An 18903-nucleotide genomic window follows, 5' to 3' on the forward strand; every position below is an offset into this window, starting at 1 on the left:
GGTGGCGCCCGGGTGAACAGCGAGTCAGTAAATCCAGGACAAGTCTTGACCTGCGCATTACCCTCCGGGCGCCGGCGTCAGGCCAGCAGGGCGCGCCCCAGCCAGTCGGAGCGGTCGCGGACGCCCGGCAGCGCGAAGAAGTACCCGCCGCCGAAAGGCGAGATGTAGTCCACCAGGGGTTCACCCGCGAGTCGCTGCTGCACGGCGGCGAACTGCCGCTCCAGGTCCTGCTGGTAGCAGACGAAGATCAGCCCCATGTCGAGGTTGCCGTTGCTGTCCATTCCGCGGTCGTAGTTGTAAGCCCGGCGCAGCAGGCGGGAGTTGTCGGTCTTCGCGGTCCGCGGATTGGCCAGCCTGATGTGGCTGTCCAGCGGGATGATGTCGCCGGTCGGGTCCTGGGAGAACTTCGGCGTGTCGAACTCGCGCGAGCCGTCCAGCGGCGCGCCGGTGTCCCGGTTGCGGCCGAACATCCGCTCCTGCTCGGTGATCGAGACCCGGTCCCAGAACTCCACCAGCATCCGGATCAGCCGCACCACCTGGTACGAGCCGCCGGCCGTCCACGCGGGCTCGCCGCCGGCGCCGACCCATACCAGCCGGTCGGCGACCGCCGGATCCGTCACGTCCGGGTTGGCGGTGCCGTCCTTGAAGCCCATGTGGTTGCGCGGGGTGCCGCTGGGCCGCGGCGGGCTGGTGAAGCCGTCCAACCGCCAGCGCACCTGCATCCCGCCCCTGGTGTTGCGGGTGATGTCCCGCAGCGCGTGCAGCACGGTGTCCGCGTGCGGCGCGCAGAGCTGCAGGCTCAGATCGCCGTGGCACCAGGCCTGGTCGAGGTCGTCGTCGTCGAAGGCGGGCATCGACGTCAGCCGCAGCGGCTTGCGGTCGGCCAGCCCGAACCGCCCGTCGAAGAGCGACGCGCCCACCCCCGCGGTCACCGTCAGCCTGTCGCCGGGCACCTGCGCGCCCAGCGTGCCGCTGTCGGACGGCGAGTCGGTGATGCCGAGCGGCGCGGGCGTACCGCCCGAGGTCAGGAAGCGCGCCCGCTCGGTGACGGTGTGCAGCAGCTCGGTCAGTTCCCGCCGGTCGGCGGCCGTGACGTCGAAGGACAGGAAGGCGGTGGACAGCTGGACGTCCTCGACGATGCCCGCCTGGTGCACGCCGTGGAAGCCGGCCTTGCGGCGGGCGGGGCCGGCCGACGGGGTCGCCGCCGAGGCGGCGGAGCCCGCCAGGGCGGTGGCGCCGCCGGCCACCGCGCCGACCGCTCCCACGCCCAGGGCCGCGCCGCGCAGGAAACCGCGCCGGTGCAGGTCGCCGCCGTGCCGGGTGTCGGTCATGCCGTCCTCCGTACTTCGAAGATCGCCGCCACCGGGGCGAGTTGTTCGAGCAGATCGCCGAAGTCGGCGTTGATCCGCTGGCGCTGGGTGTGGGGGAGCCGGTCCACCGGCGTCCAACTGCCGCCGTGCTGCTGGGCGTCGAGCGCGGCCCGGGTGCGCTCCAGTGCGGCGTCGAGCGCGGGCAGGTCGGCGTCGCGGGGCACCAGCAGGCCGCGCAAGGGGTCGAGGATCGCCCGCGTGCCGTCCAGGTTCGCGCGGGCGGTGGCCAGATTCGTACCGCTGCCGTAGTCGGTGCGGGCGGTCAGCTCGAACTGCTCGGCGTTCTCGATGATCTCGTGGGCGCGCAGGCCCATCGCCGCCGGGTCCATCCGCTGCTGCGGCCAGCCGTCCCGCAGCGTGCGCACCGCGCTGTCCAGCGCGGCGGCGGGGGCGCGCAGCGAGGCCGCGGACTCGCCGTGCCACAGCCCGTACTCGATCCGGTGGAATCCGGCGAAGTCCGGGTCATTGACCGCGTCGGGGGTGCGGGCCACGGTCCCGTTGATCGCCGCGTCCGCGTCGCCGAAGGTGTCGTAGGCGGCACCCATCCGCTCGTAGACCAGGTGCGCGGACAGCCAGTCGCGGCGGGCGGCGGCCAGGTCACCCCGGTCGATGTCCCCCTTGAGGGTGCCGGTGCCCGCCGCCAGGTCGCCGATGCGCTGACCCACCCACTTCTGGTACGCCAGCGTCGGCGGGATCAGGTCGTGCTGGTTGACCGGCGCGGCGGCCGGGCCCTGCGGGTGCTTGCCGCCCACCGTGACGGTCGGGCCGCTCACCGCGTCGGCGTCGTTCTGCAGGCACTTGAACGCGTACGAGCCGCTGCCCAGGTCGACGGTCATCGGCCGGGTCGTCCCCGGCGCCAGACCCTCCACCTCGCCGTAGATCTTGCCGGTACGCGGGTCGGTGAGGTCGACCTCCGAGGCGGTGCTCGACGCGTTGTGCAGGTCGAAGACCTGCGTTCCGGGCTGCGGCCGGCTCCAGCCCCGTCCGCAGGTCCCGGTCGAGACCTCGATCGCGGTGTGCCGCAGCCCGTCGGCCGGGCCCTTGGCCGCGCCCTTGGCGTCGGTCCGGGTGCTCCCGTCGCCCGCCCCGGCGACCACCACGGTGGCGGTGATCGCGCAGGCGACCACGAGTACGGCGGCCGCCGCCTGCCACCTGCGGGTGAAGCGCGTCCGGGGGGACGAGGGCGGGTGCGGCGTTATGCCGTCAGGTTCGGCGGACACACCGGACCTCCAGTTCCGTGCGGTGGATCGGGGGTGCGGCTCATGCTAAGCACCGTATGGCGCGGCCATGCGGTTGGCAGTGGGGTGGGAATCCACAATTCCGCGCCAGTTCACCACGCGGTCATCTAAGGGCACCCTTACCGGCCCCTGGGCGCCCGCCTCCCGCGACGGCCGCGCACCGCCGCACCCCTGCGCGCTCAGCCGTGGACGGGCGGGACCGTGAACGCGACAGGGGAGCATGGCTGCACGGGCGCGACCGGTCACCACGGCGCCACCGAGCGGCCCGGAGGGGGTCAGCAGGTCAGCAGCCCCGCGTTCTGCTTGGCCGTCAGCACCCGCCGCAGGCTGTCGGACACCGAGCTGCGCAGCGCGGCGTCCTGCGGCATCCGGCTGAGCACCGCCGCGGTCATCGGCGCGATGTCGCTCGGTTTGACGGTGAGCAGCAGGTTGCCGCCCGCCTTGAAGAAGTCCACCGCCCGCTGCGCTGGCGTGTGGTCGCTCACGGCGACGGCCGCGCCGAGGTCGTCGGAGATGACCGCGCCCTTGAAGCCGAGCGAGCCGCGCAGCAGGTCGCGGATCACCGTGGAGGAGAAGGCCGCCTGGGTGTTCGGGTCGATCCGGGAGTAGATCGCGGAGGACACCATCACGAACGGCGTGCCGGCCTTGACTGCGCTGCGGAACGGCTCGAGGAACGCGTCGGTGCGGGTGGTCGTGGAGTCCGTGACGCCGAGGCTGAAGTCGGTGTTGCCGGTCACCCGGCCGAGGCCCGGGAAGTGCTTGGCGGTGGTGATGACACCCGCCTGGAGCATGCCGCGCAGGAAGGCGGTGCTGTGGGTGGCCACCGTCGACGGGTTGGTGCCGTATTCGCGCTGCAGCTTGCCGATCGGCGCGTTGACGTTGACCAGGTTCGGCGGCACGGTGTCGGCGACCGGCGCGAGATTCATCGTCACCCCGGCGGCCCGCAGCTGCTGGCCCCAGGTCCTCGCGTCCTTCTGCAGGGTGGGGGCCGGCAGCCGCCCCTGCCGCAGTGCGGCCGGGATGGTGCTGAAGCCGTGGCCGCCGAGCACCTGGACCTGGCCGCCCTCCTGGTCGGTGGAGATCAGCATCCTGACGGTGGCTCCCTTCACCGACGGCGCCAGCTTCCTGACGGTGTCGGTGACCTTCTTGATCCCTGCCGTGCCGGCGGTCGTGTGGCCCATCAGGAACACCGAGCCGACCCGGCCGCCGGTGATCGCGGCGGCCTGGGAACCGGTCATCCCCGAGGTGCTCACCGCGCTCATGAACAGCTGGCCGACCTGCTCCGCCTGGCTCATGCCGGCGACCGCCCGGTTCACGCAGCTGGCGGGCTTCACGGTGGTCGCCGGGGGCGGCACGGCGGTGGTGTGCGAGGCGGAGGGGGAGCCCGACATCGTGGTGCCGCTCGGGCTGCCGGGCGTGGTGGTGGCGGGGGAGGAGCCGGGGGCGGTCGCCGAGGAGGTGCTGCCGGAGGAGTTTGAGTCGCCGTCGCCGCACGCGGTCAGCCCCGTGGTGGCAGCGGCCAGCAGGCCGAGCACGAGCCCGGCGCCGCGGACACCGCCGAAGGCGCCGGCCAGCAGGCCCCCGGGCGATCCGGCGCGGGTCGGCGCGCGACGCGGTCGCGGGGCAGCGGGGGAACGGGTCGGCTGGCGCACGGCGGGACCTCACACCTCATCGGTCGTCCGGAAGGGCCGGAATCAGCGGTTGCGTCTCCCTTTCTTCCTGCCACCCGAGACACCAGTCATCTCATGTGAAGAAAAGAAACCCTCGTGAGTGGATCAGGATGCCCCCTGTCGGCCCTGTCGCGCATCTTACGAGTCCGGCCGGTCGCGACCCGCCCGGGTCGCACGCACTGCCGTACGCACGGTGCTTGACGGTGCGCAAGGCCCGGGGCGAGCATGTGGGAGCGCTCCCACAAGCGGGTGGACGATGGCCGGCCGCCCGCCTGCGGGCGCGCTCCCCCCACCACGACCATCGCCCTCCCAGGAGGACGCGTGCCCATATCCGGAACACCGCCCGTGCGCGCGATGCGCCGCGTCCGGGCCGCGGCGGTCACCGCCGTCGCCGCCCTGCTACCGCTGGTGCTGGCAGCCACCGCGGGCGCGCCCGCGGCCCGCGCCGCGTCCGCCGCCCCCGCCGCGGCCGGCGGCTACAACTACGCCGAGGCCCTCCAGGACTCGATGCTCTTCTACGAGTCGCAGCGCTCCGGCAAGCTGCCCGCCGACAACCGCGTCTCCTGGCGCGGAGACTCCGACCTCACCGACGGCGCTGACGCCGGCATCGACCTGACCGGCGGCTACCACGACGCCGGCGACGAGGTGAAGTTCGGCTTCCCGATGGCGTTCTCGATGACGATGCTCGGCTGGGGCGGCATCGACGAGGCGGCCGGCTACAGCAAGAGCGGCCAGAACACCTTCCTGCTGCGCAATCTGCGCTGGGGCGACGACTGGCTGCTCAAGGCGCACCCCTCGGCCAACGTGCTCTACGGGCAGGTGGGCGACGGCGGCAGCGACCACTCCTTCTGGGGCCCGCCCGAGGTCAACCCGGAGCCCCGGCCCTCCTTCAAGATCGACGCCTCCTGCCCCGGCTCCGACCTCGCGGGCGAGTCGGCCGCGGCGCTCGCCTCCTCCTCCATGGTCTTCAAGTCGACCGACCCGACCTACGCCGCGACGCTGCTGACCAACGCCAAGCAGCTCTACACCTTCGCCGACACCTACCGCGGCACCTACGACAAGTGCGTGACCGCCGCCCAGGGTTACTACAACTCGTGGAGCGGCTACTGGGACGAGCTGGTCTGGGGCGCGCTGTGGCTCTACCGCGCCACCGGCGACAGCACGTATCTGACGAAGGCGGAGACGTACTACGCCCAGCTGCCGAAGATGAACCAGACCACCACCCCCGAGTACAACTGGACGCTGGCCTGGGACGACAAGTCCTACGGGGACTACGTGCTGCTCGCCGAACTCACCGGCAAGCAGACCTACGTCGACGACGCCGAGCGCTGGCTCGACTGGTGGACCACCGGCGTCAACGGCCAGAAGGTGGCCTACTCACCCGGCGGCGAGGCCTTCCTCGACACCTGGGGCTCGCTCCGCTACTCCTCCAACACCGCCTACGCGGCACTGCAGTTCGCCGACTGGCTGAGCGCGCAGGGCAAGGACGCTGCCAAGGCGCAGACGTATCACGACTTCGGCGTCCGGCAGATCGACTACGTGCTCGGCGACAACCCGGCCAAGGAGAGCTACGAGATCGGCTTCACCAACTCCGGCAGGAACACCAAGTGGCCGCAGAATCCGCACAGCCGGGCCGCGCACGGCTCCTGGTCGCAGTCGATGACCGAACCCGCCGGGACCCGGCACCTCGACTACGGCCTGCTGGTCGGCGGTCCCGGCTCCGCTGACGACGGCTTCTCCGACGAGCGGTCCAACTACGGCGAGACCGAGGGGGCGTTGGACTACAACGCGGGCTTCTCCGGTGCCCTCGCCGCGCTCACCGACGAATACGGGGGCACCGCGCTGGCGAACTTCCCGCCGAAGGAAACCCCCGACGGGCCCGAGGAGTTCCTGCAGGCCGCGGTCAACGCGGCGGGCACGAACTTCTACGAGATCAAGGCGCAGGTCGTCAACAAGTCCGGCTGGCCGGCCCGCCACCTCACACACGGCAGCTTCCGCTACTACTTCACCCTCGACTCCGGCACCAGCCCCTCGCAGGTCACCGTGACCTCGGCGTACAACCAATGCCTGGCGCCAGGCGCGCCGACCCGGTTCTCCGGCAACGTCTACTACGTGACGATCAGTTGCGAGGGCCAGGACATCGCCCCTGCCGGGCAGTCGGCCTTCCACCGCGAGGTGCAGTTCCGGCTGACCTTCCCCGGGGCGCACGACCCCTCCGGCGACTGGTCCTACCAGGGGGTGTCCAAGGTGCCGGGGTCGACCCCCGTCACCGTCGACGACATGGTCCTCTACGACGGTTCCACCGCGGTGTGGGGCACCGCGCCCAGCGGCTCGGGCACCACCGACCCGCAGGCGACCCCGCCGGGCGCCCCGGGCACCCCCACCGCCTCGGCCGTCACCGGCACCTCGGTCACCCTGACGTGGCCGGCCGCCACCCCGGGCAGCCTGCCGCTGGCCGGCTACCAGGTCTACGCCGACCGGGGCGCCGGGCCGGTGCTCGTCGGGACCACCACCGGTACGAGCCTGGTGGTCAGCGGGCTGACCGCGGGCACGGCCTATGCCTTCACGGTGAAGGCAGCCGACACCGCGGGGAACCTGTCCGCGGCGTCCCCGGCGGTGTCGGTGACGACGACCACGACCACGACGCCGCCACCGACCGGCGGGGCGGCATGCACCGCCGTCTACCGGGTGACCAACTCCTGGTCGGGCGGCTTCCAGGCGGACGTCCTGGTCACCAACACCGGCAGCGCGGCACTCAACGGGTGGACGCTGACCTTCACTTTCGGCGGCGACCAGAAGATCGGCAGCGGCTGGAACGGCACGTTCACCCAGTCCGGCCAGAAGGTCACGGTGACCAGCCCCTCCTACGCCCCCCAACTACCCACCGGCGGCACGGTGGACCCCGGCTTCACCGCCACGTACACCACCAGCAACACCGCCCCGACAGCCTTCACCCTCAACGGCACCCGCTGCACCTAGCCCCCACCCCCCACGACGGCGGGAGGGCCGCAACGCCACAGCAAGTGGCACCCCCTGAGGGGCGCGAGGAACCGCGCTCGCCCCCCAAGGGCGGGAGTGAGGCCACCCGGGTCACCCGGGGGTGATGGAAGCGAGGCGACACGCCAGGTAGCGGCGTTCCGTCGCGGTCGGGGCCAGTGCGAGGGCCTCGCGGTAGGCGGACTCGGCCTCGCGGCGGCGGCCGAGCCGCCGCAGCAGGTCGGCCCGGGTGGCGGGCAGCAGGTGGTAGGACGCCAGCTCGCCGCCCGAGGCGATCGCGTCGACCAGCGCGAGCCCGGCCTCCGGGCCCTCGGCCATCGCGACGGCCACCGCCCGGTTCAGCTCCACCACGGGCCCCGGCGCCATCCGCGCCAACTCGCCGTAGAGCAGCGCGATCTGCGCCCAGTCCGTGGCCGCCGCGTCCACCGCTTCCGCGTGGCACGCGGCGACCGCCGCCTGCACCTGGTAGGGGCCGGGCCGCCGCTCGGCCAGCGCCGCCTCCAGGACGGCGGTGCCCTCGGCGATCTGCCGCCGGTCCCAGCGGGAGCGGTCCTGCTCGTCCAGCGGCACGAGATCGCCCGCCGCGTCGGTCCTGGCCGCGTACCGCGCGTCGTGCAGCAGCATCAGCGCCAGCAGCCCGGCCGCCTCGGGCTCGCCGGGCAGCAGCGCGGCAAGCAGCCGGGCGAGCCGGATCGCCTCCGCGGTGACCCTGCGCTGGTCAGGGCCCTCCGCCCCGGGCGCGTAACCGGCGTTGAAGAGCAGGTAGAGCACGGCGAGCACGGCCGCGGTGCGCTCGGGCAAAAGCTCGGGCGGCGGCACCCGGAAGGGGATGCCGGCGTTCTTGATCTTGTTCTTGGCCCGGGTCAGCCGCTGCGCCATCGTGCCCTCGGGCACCAGGAAGGCGCGGGCGATCTCCGCGGTGCTCAGCCCGGTCAGGGTGCGCAGCGTCAGGGCGACCTGCGCGGGCAGCGGCAGCGCGGGGTGGCAGCAGGTGAAGATCAGCCGCAGCCGGTCGTCGGGCACCGCGTCGTCCGGCGGCAGCTCGTCCGGTGGCGCGGGCCGCACCGGCTCGGGGGCGAGCCGGGCCGCCTCCCGGAGCTTCACGCTCTCGTTGGCCGCCCTGCGCAGCCGGTCGAGCGCCCGGTTGCGCGCCGTGGTGGTCAGCCAGGCACCGGGCCGGCGCGGCACTCCGTCGCGCGGCCAGCGCTCCAGCGCCCGCTCGAACGCGTCCTGCGCGCACTCCTCCGCCAGGCTCCAGTCGCCGGTCTGCCGGATCACCGCCGCGACGACCCGGCCCCACTCCTGGGACCAGGCCGTGGCGACAGCCTCCTTCACCGCGTCGCGCACGCCGGCCTCAGTCCGTCCAGAACGGCCGCACCTCGACCATGCCGAACTTCGCCACCGGGTGCTTGGCGGCGATCTCGACGGCCTCGTCCAGATCGGCGCAGTCGATGATGTCGAAACCGGCCATCTGCTCCTTGGTCTCGGCGTAGGGCCCGTCGGTGAGCAGCTGGGCGCCGTCCCTGACCCGTACGGTCGTGGCGTCCTCGGCGGGGCGGGTCCGGTTGCCGTCGAGCCTCACGCGCCTGCGGGTCATCTCCTCGACCCAGGGGGTCGCGTCCAGCTCCTCGGGCGTGGCGCCCGGGAAACCGTCGGCGGTCTCACTGCAGATCAGCAGCAGGTACTTCATGGCACATCTCCTCAGTCCGTTCCTCGCCGGGAGGATCTTTCCCGGTCACCCCTACGACGATCAGCTTCCGCCCGGATGTACACCCCGCAGCGGATCCGCCGGAATTTCTCCCGGCGTGCGCCGGCCGCCGGCCGTACCCCGCAGCCGCGGCGCCGCGACCTCGCCCGCCGCACCGCGGTCCCGGCGCCGCTACCTCGCCCACGGCCGGTGGGACCGGAGCTGCGTGCCGAGCGCGGCGGCGACGCCGGCCAGTACCGCGCCTGCCACCGGCAGCGGCAGCTCGCGGCCGGCGTGCACGACCAGCGCCGCGCCCGCCAGCGCGCCGAGGAACAGTGACCCCGCCGACAGCAGCCGGCTGCCCGCCTTGGCGTCGGTGCCCCCGGCCAGACGCCCCTCGGAGGCCATCGCGGTGAGCGTGCCGGTCATCACGGTGGTGGTCAGATCGGATACGCCGAGCCGCCGCACCACCGCGTTCTGCGCGCCCATGGCCAGGGCGAGGAGCACGATCAGCGTCATCCGCACCCCGCCGCGCGCCGGCAGGTCCGCGGTGGCGGCCAGCGCCCACGCCGCGGCGACCAGCGCCGTCTGCCCGACGGTGACGGCCAGCAGCAGCCGGCCGCGGCGCCCCGGCAGGGCGTGGGCGAGGCGTCCGCCGGCCACCGCCCCGACGAGGAACGCGGCCAGCGACATCACCGACGCCGGGACCGAGAATCCGCTCGCGCCGGCGAGCGAGAAGCCCATGAAGACCACGTTCCCGGTCATGTTGGCGACGAAGACCCGGCCGAGCACCAGGTAGCTGAAGGCGTCGACCAGCCCGGTCACCAGCGTCAGCGCCAGCAGCAGCGGCGGCAGCGGGCCGTGCGGGCCCGCCAGGTCGGGGACGAGTGTGTCGCGGGCTTCGCGGAGCGCGGGGTGCACGGCGGACGACCTCCGGTGGGCGTACCCGCGGGCGTACGGGACAGATGTACAGGCCGAGGGACGGCGGGACTGACGCACCATCGTGCCTGGCCCGGTGGGCCAGACGCGGCAGCCGCGCGAGGAACGCCGACCGATGTGAAACTGCGAGATGGAGGTGATCTTCGATGGCCGGATCGGCGGCCGGTCCCGCTGCGGGGGCCGGCGACACCATCACCACGGACGTACCCGCACGGCTCGACCGACTGCCGTGGTCGCGATGGCACTGGATGATCGTGATCGGGCTCGGCACGGTGTGGATCCTCGACGGTCTGGAAGTGACGACCGTCGGCAACATCGCCGGGCGGATCGCCGAGGACGGCAGCGGTCTTGCCGTGTCCGCCGCCCAGATCACCGGCATCGCCGCCGCGCTCTACGTGGCGGGCGCCTGTGCGGGCGCGCTGTTCTTCGGGTGGCTGACCGACCGCTTCGGCCGCAAGAAGCTCTTCATGATCACCCTCGCGGTGTATCTGAGCGCCACCGCGATGACCGCGCTGTCCTTCCAGCCGTGGTGGTTCTTCACCTTCCGCTTCCTGACCGGCTTCGGTATCGGCGGCGAGTACGCGGCCATCAACTCCGCCATCGACGAGCTGATCCCGTCCCGCTTCCGCGGCCGGGTCGACCTGATCATCAACGGGAGTTACTGGCTGGGCGCGATCGGCGGTTCGCTGCTGTCGATCGTGGCGCTGAACACCGGCATCTTTCCGCAGGACGTCGGCTGGCGGCTCACCTTCGCCCTCGGCGTGGTGCTCGGCCTGGTGATCATGCTGGTCCGCCGCCATGTGCCGGAGAGCCCGCGCTGGCAGTTCATCCACGGCCACGGCGACGAGGCGAAGGAACTCGTCGGCTCGGTGGAGAAGGAGATCGAGGAGCAGCGGCACGAGGAACTGCCCAGCCCGAAGACGAAGATCACCATCCACCAGCGGACCAGCATCGGCTTCGGGATCATCGCCAGGACGGTCTTCACCCGCTACCCCAGGCGCGCGGTGCTGAGCCTGGCGCTCTTCATCGGCCAGGCGTTCCTCTACAACGCCATCACCTTCGGCTTCGGCAACATCCTGACCACCTTCTTCGGCGTGTCGACCGGCAAGACCGGTTACTACTTCGCAGTGATCGCGGCAGGTAACTTCCTCGGCCCGCTGCTGCTGGGCAAGCTGTTCGACACGGTGGGCCGGCGGATCATGATCTCCTCCACCTACCTGCTGTCCGGCCTGCTGCTGTTCGGCACCGCGTGGCTGTTCGACCGCGGCTCGCTGAACGCCACGACGATGACGGCCTGCTGGTGTGCGGTGCTGTTCTTCGCGTCCGCCGGCGCGAGCAGCGCGTATCTGACCGTCTCGGAGATCTTCCCGATGGAGACCCGGGCGATGGCCATCGCGTTCTTCTACGCGATCGGCACCGCCGCGGGCGGTATCAGCGGCCCGCTGGTCTTCGCCGACCTGACCAAGTCGGGCGTGGTCGGCGACACCGTCACCGCCTTCGTCATCGGCGCCTCGCTGATGTGCGCGGCGGGTCTCGTCGCGGCCTTCCTGGCGATCAAGGCGGAGGGCAGGTCGCTGGAGGACATCGCCACCCCGCTGTCCCAGACCTCGGCCGGGGAGTCAGAAGCGGTCCCCAGCACCACCTGAGCTGGGCAGGCGGACGGGCCCGGGCCGGCGGCGCGATGCCGCCGGCCCGGCTTGTCGTGCGCGATCCCTTGTGGGCGCCCTGCGGGCGTGTTAGTTCCACGGCCATTCGAGCCCGTCGAATCAGTTCGACAGTCCGGCGGACGGACCGCCCCGCGGTCCGACGCCCGCGCGCTGGAGTCCGCGCACGGCATCGCCCCGCTGCCGCTGACCATCAACGAGTACCTCTTCTCCCAGCAGCAGAACTCCGCCTACACCGCCTGGTTCCTCGACCGGCTCTCCGCCTCCGGCGTCAGCGCCGCCGCCCACGCGATCTGGTCGGACTGCTGCGGTGCGGGAACCCTGGACTCGCTGCTCGTCGGCGGGCGGCGCACCGGCCAGTGGTGGGCCTACCAGGCCTACGCGCGGCTGAGCGGCCGGCTGCTGGCCACCACCACCGGCGGCGGTGTCGCCGTCGCCGCTGCCACCGACGCCTCCACCCACCAGGTGCTGGCGCTGCTCGGCAACAACTCGGGCCAGGGCGGCACCACCACCGTCACCGTACGGAATCTCTCCGCGGCCTCCTGGCTGGTGCACGGCGGCGCCGTGCACGCCACCGTCCAGCGGATCCCCGACCAGAGCCCGCCGGACTCGCCCGTCACCGTCTTCGACGCGGACGTCACGCCCGACGGCGGCACCCTGCACGTGCCGGTGACCCGCACCAGCGGCTCCGACGCCTACACCGTCACCCTCACCCCGGGCAACGGCAGCACCGGCCCGGTCGACCCGACCGTGGTGGTGGACGGCACCGACACCAGCACCGCGGACGTGGACCACTTCGGTTACGGAGCGAACCGGGGCGTCACCAGCGGCGTCAGCGACATGTACCAGCAGACCGCCAACTGGTCGTACACCGGCGGGGCCGTGGCGACCTTCACCTTCCGCGGCACCCGGATCGCCCTGCACGCGGTGCGCGACACCGACCAGGGCGTCATGTCGCTGTCCGTGGGACGGCGGCTCACCGGTCACCGTCGACAACTACGCGGCCGGCCGCAACGCCTCGGGCGTGGTGTGGACCAGCCCGCAACTGGCCGCGGGACCGCACACGCTGACCATCACCCACACCGGGCAGCGCAACGCCGCGAGCGGCGGCACGAACGTCGCCCTGGACCGGGCGGAGTCACACCGTCCTGACCCCCGCACGGGCGGACGGGCAGCCGGAGGGGGCGGCGGTCAGTCCTGGGTGAGCAGCCCGGAACGCAGCCGGGAGACGATCCGGCTGAGCAGCCGCGACACGTGCATCTGCGAGCAGCCCAGCTCCTCGCCGATCTGCGCCTGGGTCAGCTCCTGGCCGAACCGCAGCCGCAGCAGCAGCCGGTCGCGCTCCGGCAGCTTCTCGATCAGCGGTGCCAGGGTGTGGAAGTCCTCGAAGAGGTCGAGCGCGGGGTCGCATTCGCCGAAGGTCTCGCCGAGGGTGCGGCCCTCGCCGTCGGCGCCGCTGTCGGCGTCGCCGTAGGGGGTGTCGATGGAGCCCGCGGTGTAGCCGTTGGCGGCGACCAGGCCCTCGATGACCTCTTCCTGCGACAGGTCAAGATGCGCGGCCAGTTCGGCGACCGTCGGGTCGCGGTCCAGCCGCAGCGACAGCGTCTCCTTGGCCTTGCTGAGCTCCACCCGCAGCTCCTGCAGGCGCCGCGGCACGTGCACCGCCCAGCTGGTGTCACGGAAGAAGCGCTTCATCTCCCCGACGATGTACGGCACCGCGAAGGTGGTGAACTCCGTCTCGCGGGACAGGTCGAAGCGGTCGATCGCCTTGATCAGGCCGATCGTGCCGACCTGCACGATCTCCTCGTGGTCGGTGGCGGGCCGGTTGCGGTAGCGACCCGCCGCGAAGTGCACCAGCGACAGGTTCATCTCGATCAGCGTGTTGCGCGCGTAACTGTAGGCGGCGGTGCCCTCCTCCAGTTCCTGCAGACGGTCGAAGAACAGCCTCGACAGCGTCCGCGCGTCCTGCGGCGCCACGGCCGTCGCGTCGTCGATCAACGGCAGCCCGCCGGTAGCCGCTTCCGGTCCGCTCGGCCACCGTACGTCCTGCGTCGCCAGGGGCGCCGCGGTCGCCGACTTGTCCGTGCCTTCCGACTGCTCAACCATTGCGGTCACGTCATCGCCTCGCACTCATACGACTGGTGGGTCGACGCCTTCCCCGGTCCTGGAGACCTATGCCTCCTTGATACCGGCCAACTTTCCCGGCAGCCAGCGCAGCTGCTCGGCCTGCTGGTGCGGGCCGCCGCCCTCGTGGCCGTTGAAGTCGTAGACCTCGATCTGCTTGTCCTGGCCGGCATAGGCGTTGAAGGCGGCGAAGACGGTGGAGGGCGGGCAGGTCTGGTCCTCCAGGGCGGTGGAGAACAGCGCGGGCGCCCGGCCCCGGGCGGCGAAGTGCACCCCGTCGAAGTAGGCCAGGGTCTCCAGCACCCGCGCCTTGCGGTCGCGGTGCGCCGACAGATACGTGCCGACCTCGCGGTAGGGAAGGTTGTCGGTGAGGGTGACCGCCCGCGGGAAGTCGCACAGGAACGGCACGTCGGGGGCGATCGCCGCCAGGTCGGGCACCAGGCCGCCGACCGCGAGCGTGATGCCGCCGCCCTGGCTGACGCCCGCCGCCACCGTCCGTGACGCGTCGGCCAGCGGGTGCGAGCGGGCCGCCGCCACCGCGCGCACCGCGTCGGTGTAGACCCGGCGGTAGTAGAAGTCGTAAGGGTCGTCGACACCGCGGGTCAGGTAGCCGGAGACGGCCGGGCCGCTGCCGACCGGGTCGTCGGTGTCACCGGTCGACCAGGCGCTGCCCTGGCCGCGGGTGTCCATCACGAAGTGCGCGTAACCGGCAGACGCCCACAGCAGATGGGTGTGCGGCAGGCCGCGGCCGCCGCCGTAACCGATGAACTCCACCACCACCGGAAGCGGTTCCGTCGCGCCGGCGGGCACCGTGAACCAGCCCCTGACCGGGTGGCCGCCGTAGCCGGCGAAGGTCACGTCGTAGCTGTCCACGGTCGTCAGCCCGGTGGGCACCCGCTCGAAGCGGGCGTCGAGGTCGTACTGCCGCGCCTGGCCGAGGGTGTCGGTCCAGAACTGGTCGAAGTCCGCGGGCTCCACCGAACTGCTGCGACGGTCACGGAGCTGGTCGAGCGGCAGGTCGAAGAGAGCCATGCGGAGTCCTTCGCGGTCGGGCGGTGGTCGATCACTGACACCGTACGTCGTGCCGGGTCCCGCACAGAAACACCAGCTCAACCGGCTGGGCACCCCGCCGGCGCGGAACGGGACGGCCGGGCGGCTCCCGCGCAGGAGACGCCCGGCCGTCCATGGTGGTGTGCCGTGCGAAGAACGGGGGACGGCCGGCGCTCAGCGCTTGCCGTCGCCGTTGCCGGCAGGCCGGCCTCGGCCCGGGTCGGTCGTGCAGCCGCCCTTGCGGCAGTTCACGTCGGGGCAGGACATGGTGGTCACCTCTTCTCTGCGAGGTTGGTTTCTCTGCGAGGTCGTCGCTGCGACCGCGAGGCCGCCGGACACACGGTGAGGTCGGCGGGCACGCAGTCGAACAGCAGCTTGTCGACCCGCCTGCCGTGCCACAGGGCGGCCTGGCGCAACCGCCCGGCAGTCCGGAAACCGGCGGTGAGATAGGCGTTGACCGCGGCCGAGTGAGGTGCGGGCACCTCCAGCCACACCGAGCTCAGCGAGGCGATCGTGAACGCCCACTCGAGGGTCAGTGCGGTGGCCTCGGCGGCGAATCCCCGGCCGCGCTGCTCCGGGGCGATCACCAGGGTGAATTCGGCGCTGTTGACGGACTGGTCGACACTGAGTGCGGTACTGCCCACCGGGGTCCCGCCCGGCGCGGTGATCACTTCGAAGAGCTGGTAGTGAGCCGACGTGTGGCTGGTGCGGAAACGCGCGCGGAAGACCTCCCAGGACACCGGCCAGCGGGCACCGAAGCCGACGACCGTCGCCGGGTCGGTCTCCCACCGGTGGTATTCCTGCATCATCTCTTCTCTCGCCAGTGCCAACGCCAACCGTGTCCCGGCGCGCAACGGGACGGGTGCGGTCGGTGGGGTGTTGGTCATCACGTTCTGTCTCTCCTACGTGTGCCCGGGGTCCGGCCCTCGCAGCCGTCCATAAAGAGTCAATCCGGCGGCGATGCGACCGGGGCAGATCGGCGGTATTGCCGCCGCCGCGCCCGCGGTGTGCTTCACCCGCGGCGACCCGGCGGTCGCGGTGTGCGACCACCGGCCGGGAACGGCCTGGCCTGCGGGTCCCACAAGCCGCTTCGATAGGCTGACACCCCATCAGTCATCCCGGACATAAGGGAGCGGTAAATGAGCGAGGCCGAGGATCACAACGCACGGATCGTGGCCGAATTCCGTGCCAACCACGGGAAGGTCGGCGGGCATTTCGAGGGCGCCCCGCTGCTTCTGCTGCACACCATCGGGGCCCGCACCAGGCGGGAGATCGTCAAGCCGATGATGTACCTGCGCGACGGTGACCGCTATCTGGTCTTCGCCTCCAAGGGCGGCGCCCCGGAGAACCCCGCCTGGTACCACAACGTGGTCGCGAACCCCGAGGTCGAGATAGAGGTCGGCGACGAGATCGTCGCGGTCCGCGCGGAGGTGCTGACCGGGGACGAACGGGACCGCAAGTACGCCGAGCAGGCGGCGCTCTACCCGGGTTTCGCCGACTATCAGAAGAAGACCGACCGGATCATCCCGGTGGTCGCGCTGGTTCCGAGCGGTTCTGCGCGGTAGCCGGCCGCCGATCGGGGAAGGCAACAGGCACGCGAGTGTCGAGGGCGGGAGAGGGTGCCGGTGAAGGTCGGGCTGCTGACCCGGGAGTATCCGCCGGATGTCTACGGCGGAGCCGGAGTCCATGTGGAGTTCCTGGCGAAGGAACTGCGCGCGCTGGTCGAGGTGGAGGTGCACTGCTGGGGCGACGCGGCCACCGAGGCCGGCGTGGTCAGGCACCGGGCGCCGGCCACGCTGGACGGCGCCAACGACGCGCTGCGCACCTTCTCCGTCGACCTCGCGATGGCCGCCGGCCTGCAGGGCCGCGACCTGGTGCACTCCCACACCTGGTACGCCAACCTGGCCGGGCACATCGGCAAGCTGCTCTACGGCGTCCCGCACATCCTCACCGCCCACTCCCTGGAGCCGCTGCGGCCCTGGAAGGCCGAGCAGCTGGGCGGCGGCTACGCCCTGTCCAGCTGGGCCGAGCAGACCGCCATGGAGTCGGCCGACGCGGTCGTCGCGGTCTCCGAGGGGATGCGCGGCGACATCCTGACCTGCTATCCCGCACTCACCCCCGAGCGCGTCCACGTCATACGCAACGGCATCGACACCGCCGCATACCGCCCCGACGAGCGCACCGACGTGCTGCGCAGGATCGGCATCGACCCCGACCGGCCCTACGTGCTCTTCGTCGGCCGCATCACCCGGCAGAAGGGCGTACCGCACCTGCTGCGGGCCGCCAGGCACCTCGACCCCGCCGCGCAGCTGGTGCTGTGCGCGGGCGCTCCCGACACGCCCGCCCTCGACCGCGAGTTCCGCGCGCTCTTCGACGAGCTGAACGCGGTGCGCGACGGGGTGCACTGGATCCCGGCGATGCTGCCGCGCCCGGCCGTCGTCCAGCTCCTCACCCATGCGGCCGTCTTCGCCTGCCCCTCGGTCTACGAACCGCTGGGCATCGTGAATCTGGAGGCGATGGCCTGCGGCACCGCCGTGGTCGCCTCCGCTGTCGGCGGCATCCCGGAGGTCGTCGCCGACGGCAGCACCGGACTGCTGGTGCCCTGCGACGAGCAGCGGCCCGACGACTTCGAGGCGGGCCTGGCCGCCGCGCTCAACCGGCTGGTCGCCGACCCCGCGCAGGCCGCGGCGTTCGGCACTGCCGGCCGGGAGCGGGCGGTGCGCGAGTTCGGCTGGGACACCGTGGCCCGCCGTACGGTCGCGCTCTACGAGAAGGTGCTCGCGGCCGGGTAGCGGCGACGAAGGCGGAAGCGCGCGCCCGGACGGCCGGGCGCGCCGCCGGGCGGTTCGGTGCGGCCGCTCGGTGGTACGGCAGGTGCAGGGTTGGGCAGTCGGGCAGTTCTGGCAGGGCGGGACATGATCACAAGGGGGGCGACGATGCGTGGTGGACCTTCGGTACTGGGCATAGTGCTGGCCGGTGGCGCGGGCAAGCGGCTGATGCCGCTCACCGCCGACCGGGCGAAACCGGCGGTGACCTTCGGCGGCACCTACCGCCTGGTGGACTTCGTGCTGTCCAACCTGGTCAACGGCGGCATGATGCGGATCTGCGTGCTGACCCAGTACAAATCGCACTCCCTGGACCGGCATGTGACGACGACCTGGCGGATGTCGAGCCTGCTGGGCAACTACGTCACCCCGGTGCCCGCCCAGCAGCGGCTCGGCCCGCGGTGGTATCTGGGCAGCGCCGACGCGATCCTGCAGTCGCTCAACCTCGTGCACGACGAGCAGCCCGACTACATCGCCGTCTTCGGCGCCGACCACGTCTACCGGATGGACCCGCGGCAGATGCTGGAACAGCACGTCGAGCACGGCGCCGGCGTCACCGTCGCGGGCATCAAGGTGCCGCGCGCGGACGCCGGGGGCTTCGGGGTGATCTCGCCGGCCGCCGACGGCATCTCGGTGGAGCGCTTCCTGGAGAAGCCCGCCGACCCGCCGGGCCTGCCGGGCGACCCCGGGCACGTCTTCGCCTCCATGGGCAACTACCTGTTCACCACCAAGACGCTGATCGACGCGTTGATGGAGGACGCCGAGGACCCGCAGTCGGTGCACGACATGGGCGGCAGCATCCTGCCCCGGCTCACCGCCGCGGGCGTCGCCCAGGTCTACGACTTCGACACCAACCACGTACCGGGCGAGACCGCCCGCGACCACGGCTACTGGCGGGACGTCGGCACCCTGGACGCCTACTACGACGCGCACATGGACCTGATCTCCGACCAGCCCGCCTTCAGCCTCTACAACAGGCGCTGGCCGATCTACACCCACCCCGGCCAGCTGCCGCCCGCCAAGATCGCGGCGGGCGGCATCGTGGGGGAGTCGGTGGTCAGCCCCGGCTGCGTGATCCGCGGCCAGGTCACCCGCTCGGTGCTGTCCCCCGGCGTGGTGGTGGACGCGGGCGCCGTCGTCCAGGGCTCGGTGCTGCACGACAACGTACGGGTCGGGCGCGGCGCCATCGTCCGCGGCGCGGTGCTCGACAAGAACGTGGACGTGCCGCCCGGTGCCACCATCGGCGTGAACCCCGACCGCGACCGTGAGCTGTACACGGTGTCCGCGGCCGGGGTCATCGCCCTGGGCAAGGCCCAGCTGGTCACCTGACGGTCCCGGT

General features: G+C 72.1%; 15 protein-coding genes. 6 read left to right on the plus strand and 9 right to left on the minus strand.

Annotation, left to right across the window (positions count from 1 at the left end):
* Window positions 1-77: 77 nt before the first annotated feature.
* The 3 genes from efeB to OG702_RS30895 form a co-directional block, all read right to left on the minus strand.
* The gene (gene efeB, locus OG702_RS30885; protein WP_327292225.1) at window positions 78-1331 is read right to left on the minus strand and encodes an iron uptake transporter deferrochelatase/peroxidase subunit; all 1254 of its coding nucleotides are present in this window, start codon (window positions 1329-1331) and stop codon (window positions 78-80) included.
* The gene (locus tag OG702_RS30890; RefSeq protein WP_327292226.1) at window positions 1328-2590 is read right to left on the minus strand and encodes an EfeM/EfeO family lipoprotein; all 1263 of its coding nucleotides are present in this window, start codon (window positions 2588-2590) and stop codon (window positions 1328-1330) included. The genes efeB and OG702_RS30890 overlap by 4 nt, the downstream gene beginning before the upstream one ends.
* 293 nt (window positions 2591-2883) lie before the next feature.
* A complete protein-coding gene (locus OG702_RS30895; RefSeq protein WP_327292227.1) occupies window positions 2884-4260 on the minus strand; it encodes a glycoside hydrolase family 3 N-terminal domain-containing protein in 1377 nt (458 codons plus the stop codon).
* 339 nt (window positions 4261-4599) lie between these two features.
* Here OG702_RS30895 and OG702_RS30900 point away from each other — a divergent pair, with 339 nt between their 5' ends.
* A complete protein-coding gene (locus OG702_RS30900; protein ID WP_327292228.1) occupies window positions 4600-7257 on the plus strand; it encodes a glycoside hydrolase family 9 protein in 2658 nt (885 codons plus the stop codon).
* A gap of 111 nt (window positions 7258-7368) precedes the next feature.
* Here the strand turns inward: OG702_RS30900 and OG702_RS30905 are convergent, their stop codons facing one another.
* From OG702_RS30905 to OG702_RS30915, 3 genes are all read right to left on the minus strand, one after another.
* Window positions 7369-8622, minus strand: a complete 1254-nt coding sequence (locus tag OG702_RS30905) for an RNA polymerase sigma factor (protein ID WP_327292229.1) — start codon at window positions 8620-8622, stop codon at window positions 7369-7371.
* Between the two features lie 7 nt (window positions 8623-8629).
* Entirely contained in the window at window positions 8630-8965 is a 336-nt protein-coding gene (locus OG702_RS30910) for a YciI family protein (RefSeq protein ID WP_327292230.1), read from the minus strand.
* A 189-nt stretch (window positions 8966-9154) separates the two neighbouring features.
* Window positions 9155-9883 (minus strand): YoaK family protein, encoded by a 729-nt coding sequence (locus tag OG702_RS30915; RefSeq protein WP_327292231.1) that lies wholly within the window; start codon window positions 9881-9883, stop codon window positions 9155-9157.
* A gap of 164 nt (window positions 9884-10047) precedes the next feature.
* On the opposite strand from OG702_RS30915, the gene OG702_RS30920 reads away from it, so the two are divergent.
* Together OG702_RS30920 and OG702_RS30925 are read left to right on the plus strand one after the other, a co-directional pair.
* The gene (locus OG702_RS30920; RefSeq protein WP_327292233.1) at window positions 10048-11547 is read left to right on the plus strand and encodes an MFS transporter; all 1500 of its coding nucleotides are present in this window, start codon (window positions 10048-10050) and stop codon (window positions 11545-11547) included.
* An 87-nt stretch (window positions 11548-11634) separates the two neighbouring features.
* The gene (locus tag OG702_RS30925) at window positions 11635-12717 is read left to right on the plus strand and encodes a hypothetical protein (protein WP_327292234.1); all 1083 of its coding nucleotides are present in this window, start codon (window positions 11635-11637) and stop codon (window positions 12715-12717) included.
* Between the two features lie 39 nt (window positions 12718-12756).
* On the opposite strand, the gene OG702_RS30930 is transcribed toward OG702_RS30925, so the two are convergent.
* The 3 genes from OG702_RS30930 to OG702_RS30940 form a co-directional block, all read right to left on the minus strand.
* Window positions 12757-13680 carry a SigB/SigF/SigG family RNA polymerase sigma factor gene (locus OG702_RS30930; protein WP_327292235.1) on the minus strand — a complete coding sequence of 308 codons (924 nt, stop codon included), beginning with the start codon at window positions 13678-13680 and terminating at the stop codon, window positions 12757-12759.
* Window positions 13681-13737: 57 nt separating this feature from the next.
* Window positions 13738-14721 (minus strand): acetylxylan esterase, encoded by a 984-nt coding sequence (locus OG702_RS30935; RefSeq protein ID WP_327292236.1) that lies wholly within the window; start codon window positions 14719-14721, stop codon window positions 13738-13740.
* A gap of 290 nt (window positions 14722-15011) precedes the next feature.
* Window positions 15012-15626 carry a GNAT family N-acetyltransferase gene (locus OG702_RS30940; protein ID WP_327292237.1) on the minus strand — a complete coding sequence of 205 codons (615 nt, stop codon included), beginning with the start codon at window positions 15624-15626 and terminating at the stop codon, window positions 15012-15014.
* A gap of 252 nt (window positions 15627-15878) precedes the next feature.
* Between OG702_RS30940 and OG702_RS30945 the strand changes: the two genes are divergently transcribed.
* The 3 genes from OG702_RS30945 to glgC all read left to right on the plus strand — a co-directional run bounded on the left by OG702_RS30945 (window position 15879) and on the right by glgC (window position 18893).
* Window positions 15879-16304, plus strand: coding sequence for a nitroreductase family deazaflavin-dependent oxidoreductase (locus OG702_RS30945; RefSeq protein ID WP_327292238.1), 426 nt, complete (start codon window positions 15879-15881; stop codon window positions 16302-16304).
* 60 nt (window positions 16305-16364) lie between these two features.
* Window positions 16365-17531, plus strand: coding sequence for a glycogen synthase (gene glgA, locus OG702_RS30950; protein WP_327293439.1), 1167 nt, complete (start codon window positions 16365-16367; stop codon window positions 17529-17531).
* 144 nt (window positions 17532-17675) lie between these two features.
* A complete protein-coding gene (glgC, locus tag OG702_RS30955) occupies window positions 17676-18893 on the plus strand; it encodes a glucose-1-phosphate adenylyltransferase (protein ID WP_327292239.1) in 1218 nt (405 codons plus the stop codon).
* Window positions 18894-18903: the final 10 nt, after the last annotated feature.

This window comes from Streptomyces sp. NBC_01198 (genome assembly GCF_036010485.1).
Classification (GTDB): Bacteria; Actinomycetota; Actinomycetes; order Streptomycetales; family Streptomycetaceae; genus Actinacidiphila.

Coding starts and splice junctions, on each gene's coding strand:
- OG702_RS30940 (WP_327292237.1), bottom strand. CDS start 15,626: ATGACCAACACCCCACCGACCGCACCCGTCCCGTTGCGCGCCGGGACA.
- efeB (WP_327292225.1), bottom strand. CDS start 1,331: ATGACCGACACCCGGCACGGCGGCGACCTGCACCGGCGCGGTTTCCTG.
- OG702_RS30920 (WP_327292233.1), top strand. CDS start 10,048: ATGGCCGGATCGGCGGCCGGTCCCGCTGCGGGGGCCGGCGACACCATC.
- OG702_RS30910 (WP_327292230.1), bottom strand. CDS start 8,965: ATGAAGTACCTGCTGCTGATCTGCAGTGAGACCGCCGACGGTTTCCCG.
- glgC (WP_327292239.1), top strand. CDS start 17,676: ATGCGTGGTGGACCTTCGGTACTGGGCATAGTGCTGGCCGGTGGCGCG.
- OG702_RS30935 (WP_327292236.1), bottom strand. CDS start 14,721: ATGGCTCTCTTCGACCTGCCGCTCGACCAGCTCCGTGACCGTCGCAGC.
- OG702_RS30945 (WP_327292238.1), top strand. CDS start 15,879: ATGAGCGAGGCCGAGGATCACAACGCACGGATCGTGGCCGAATTCCGT.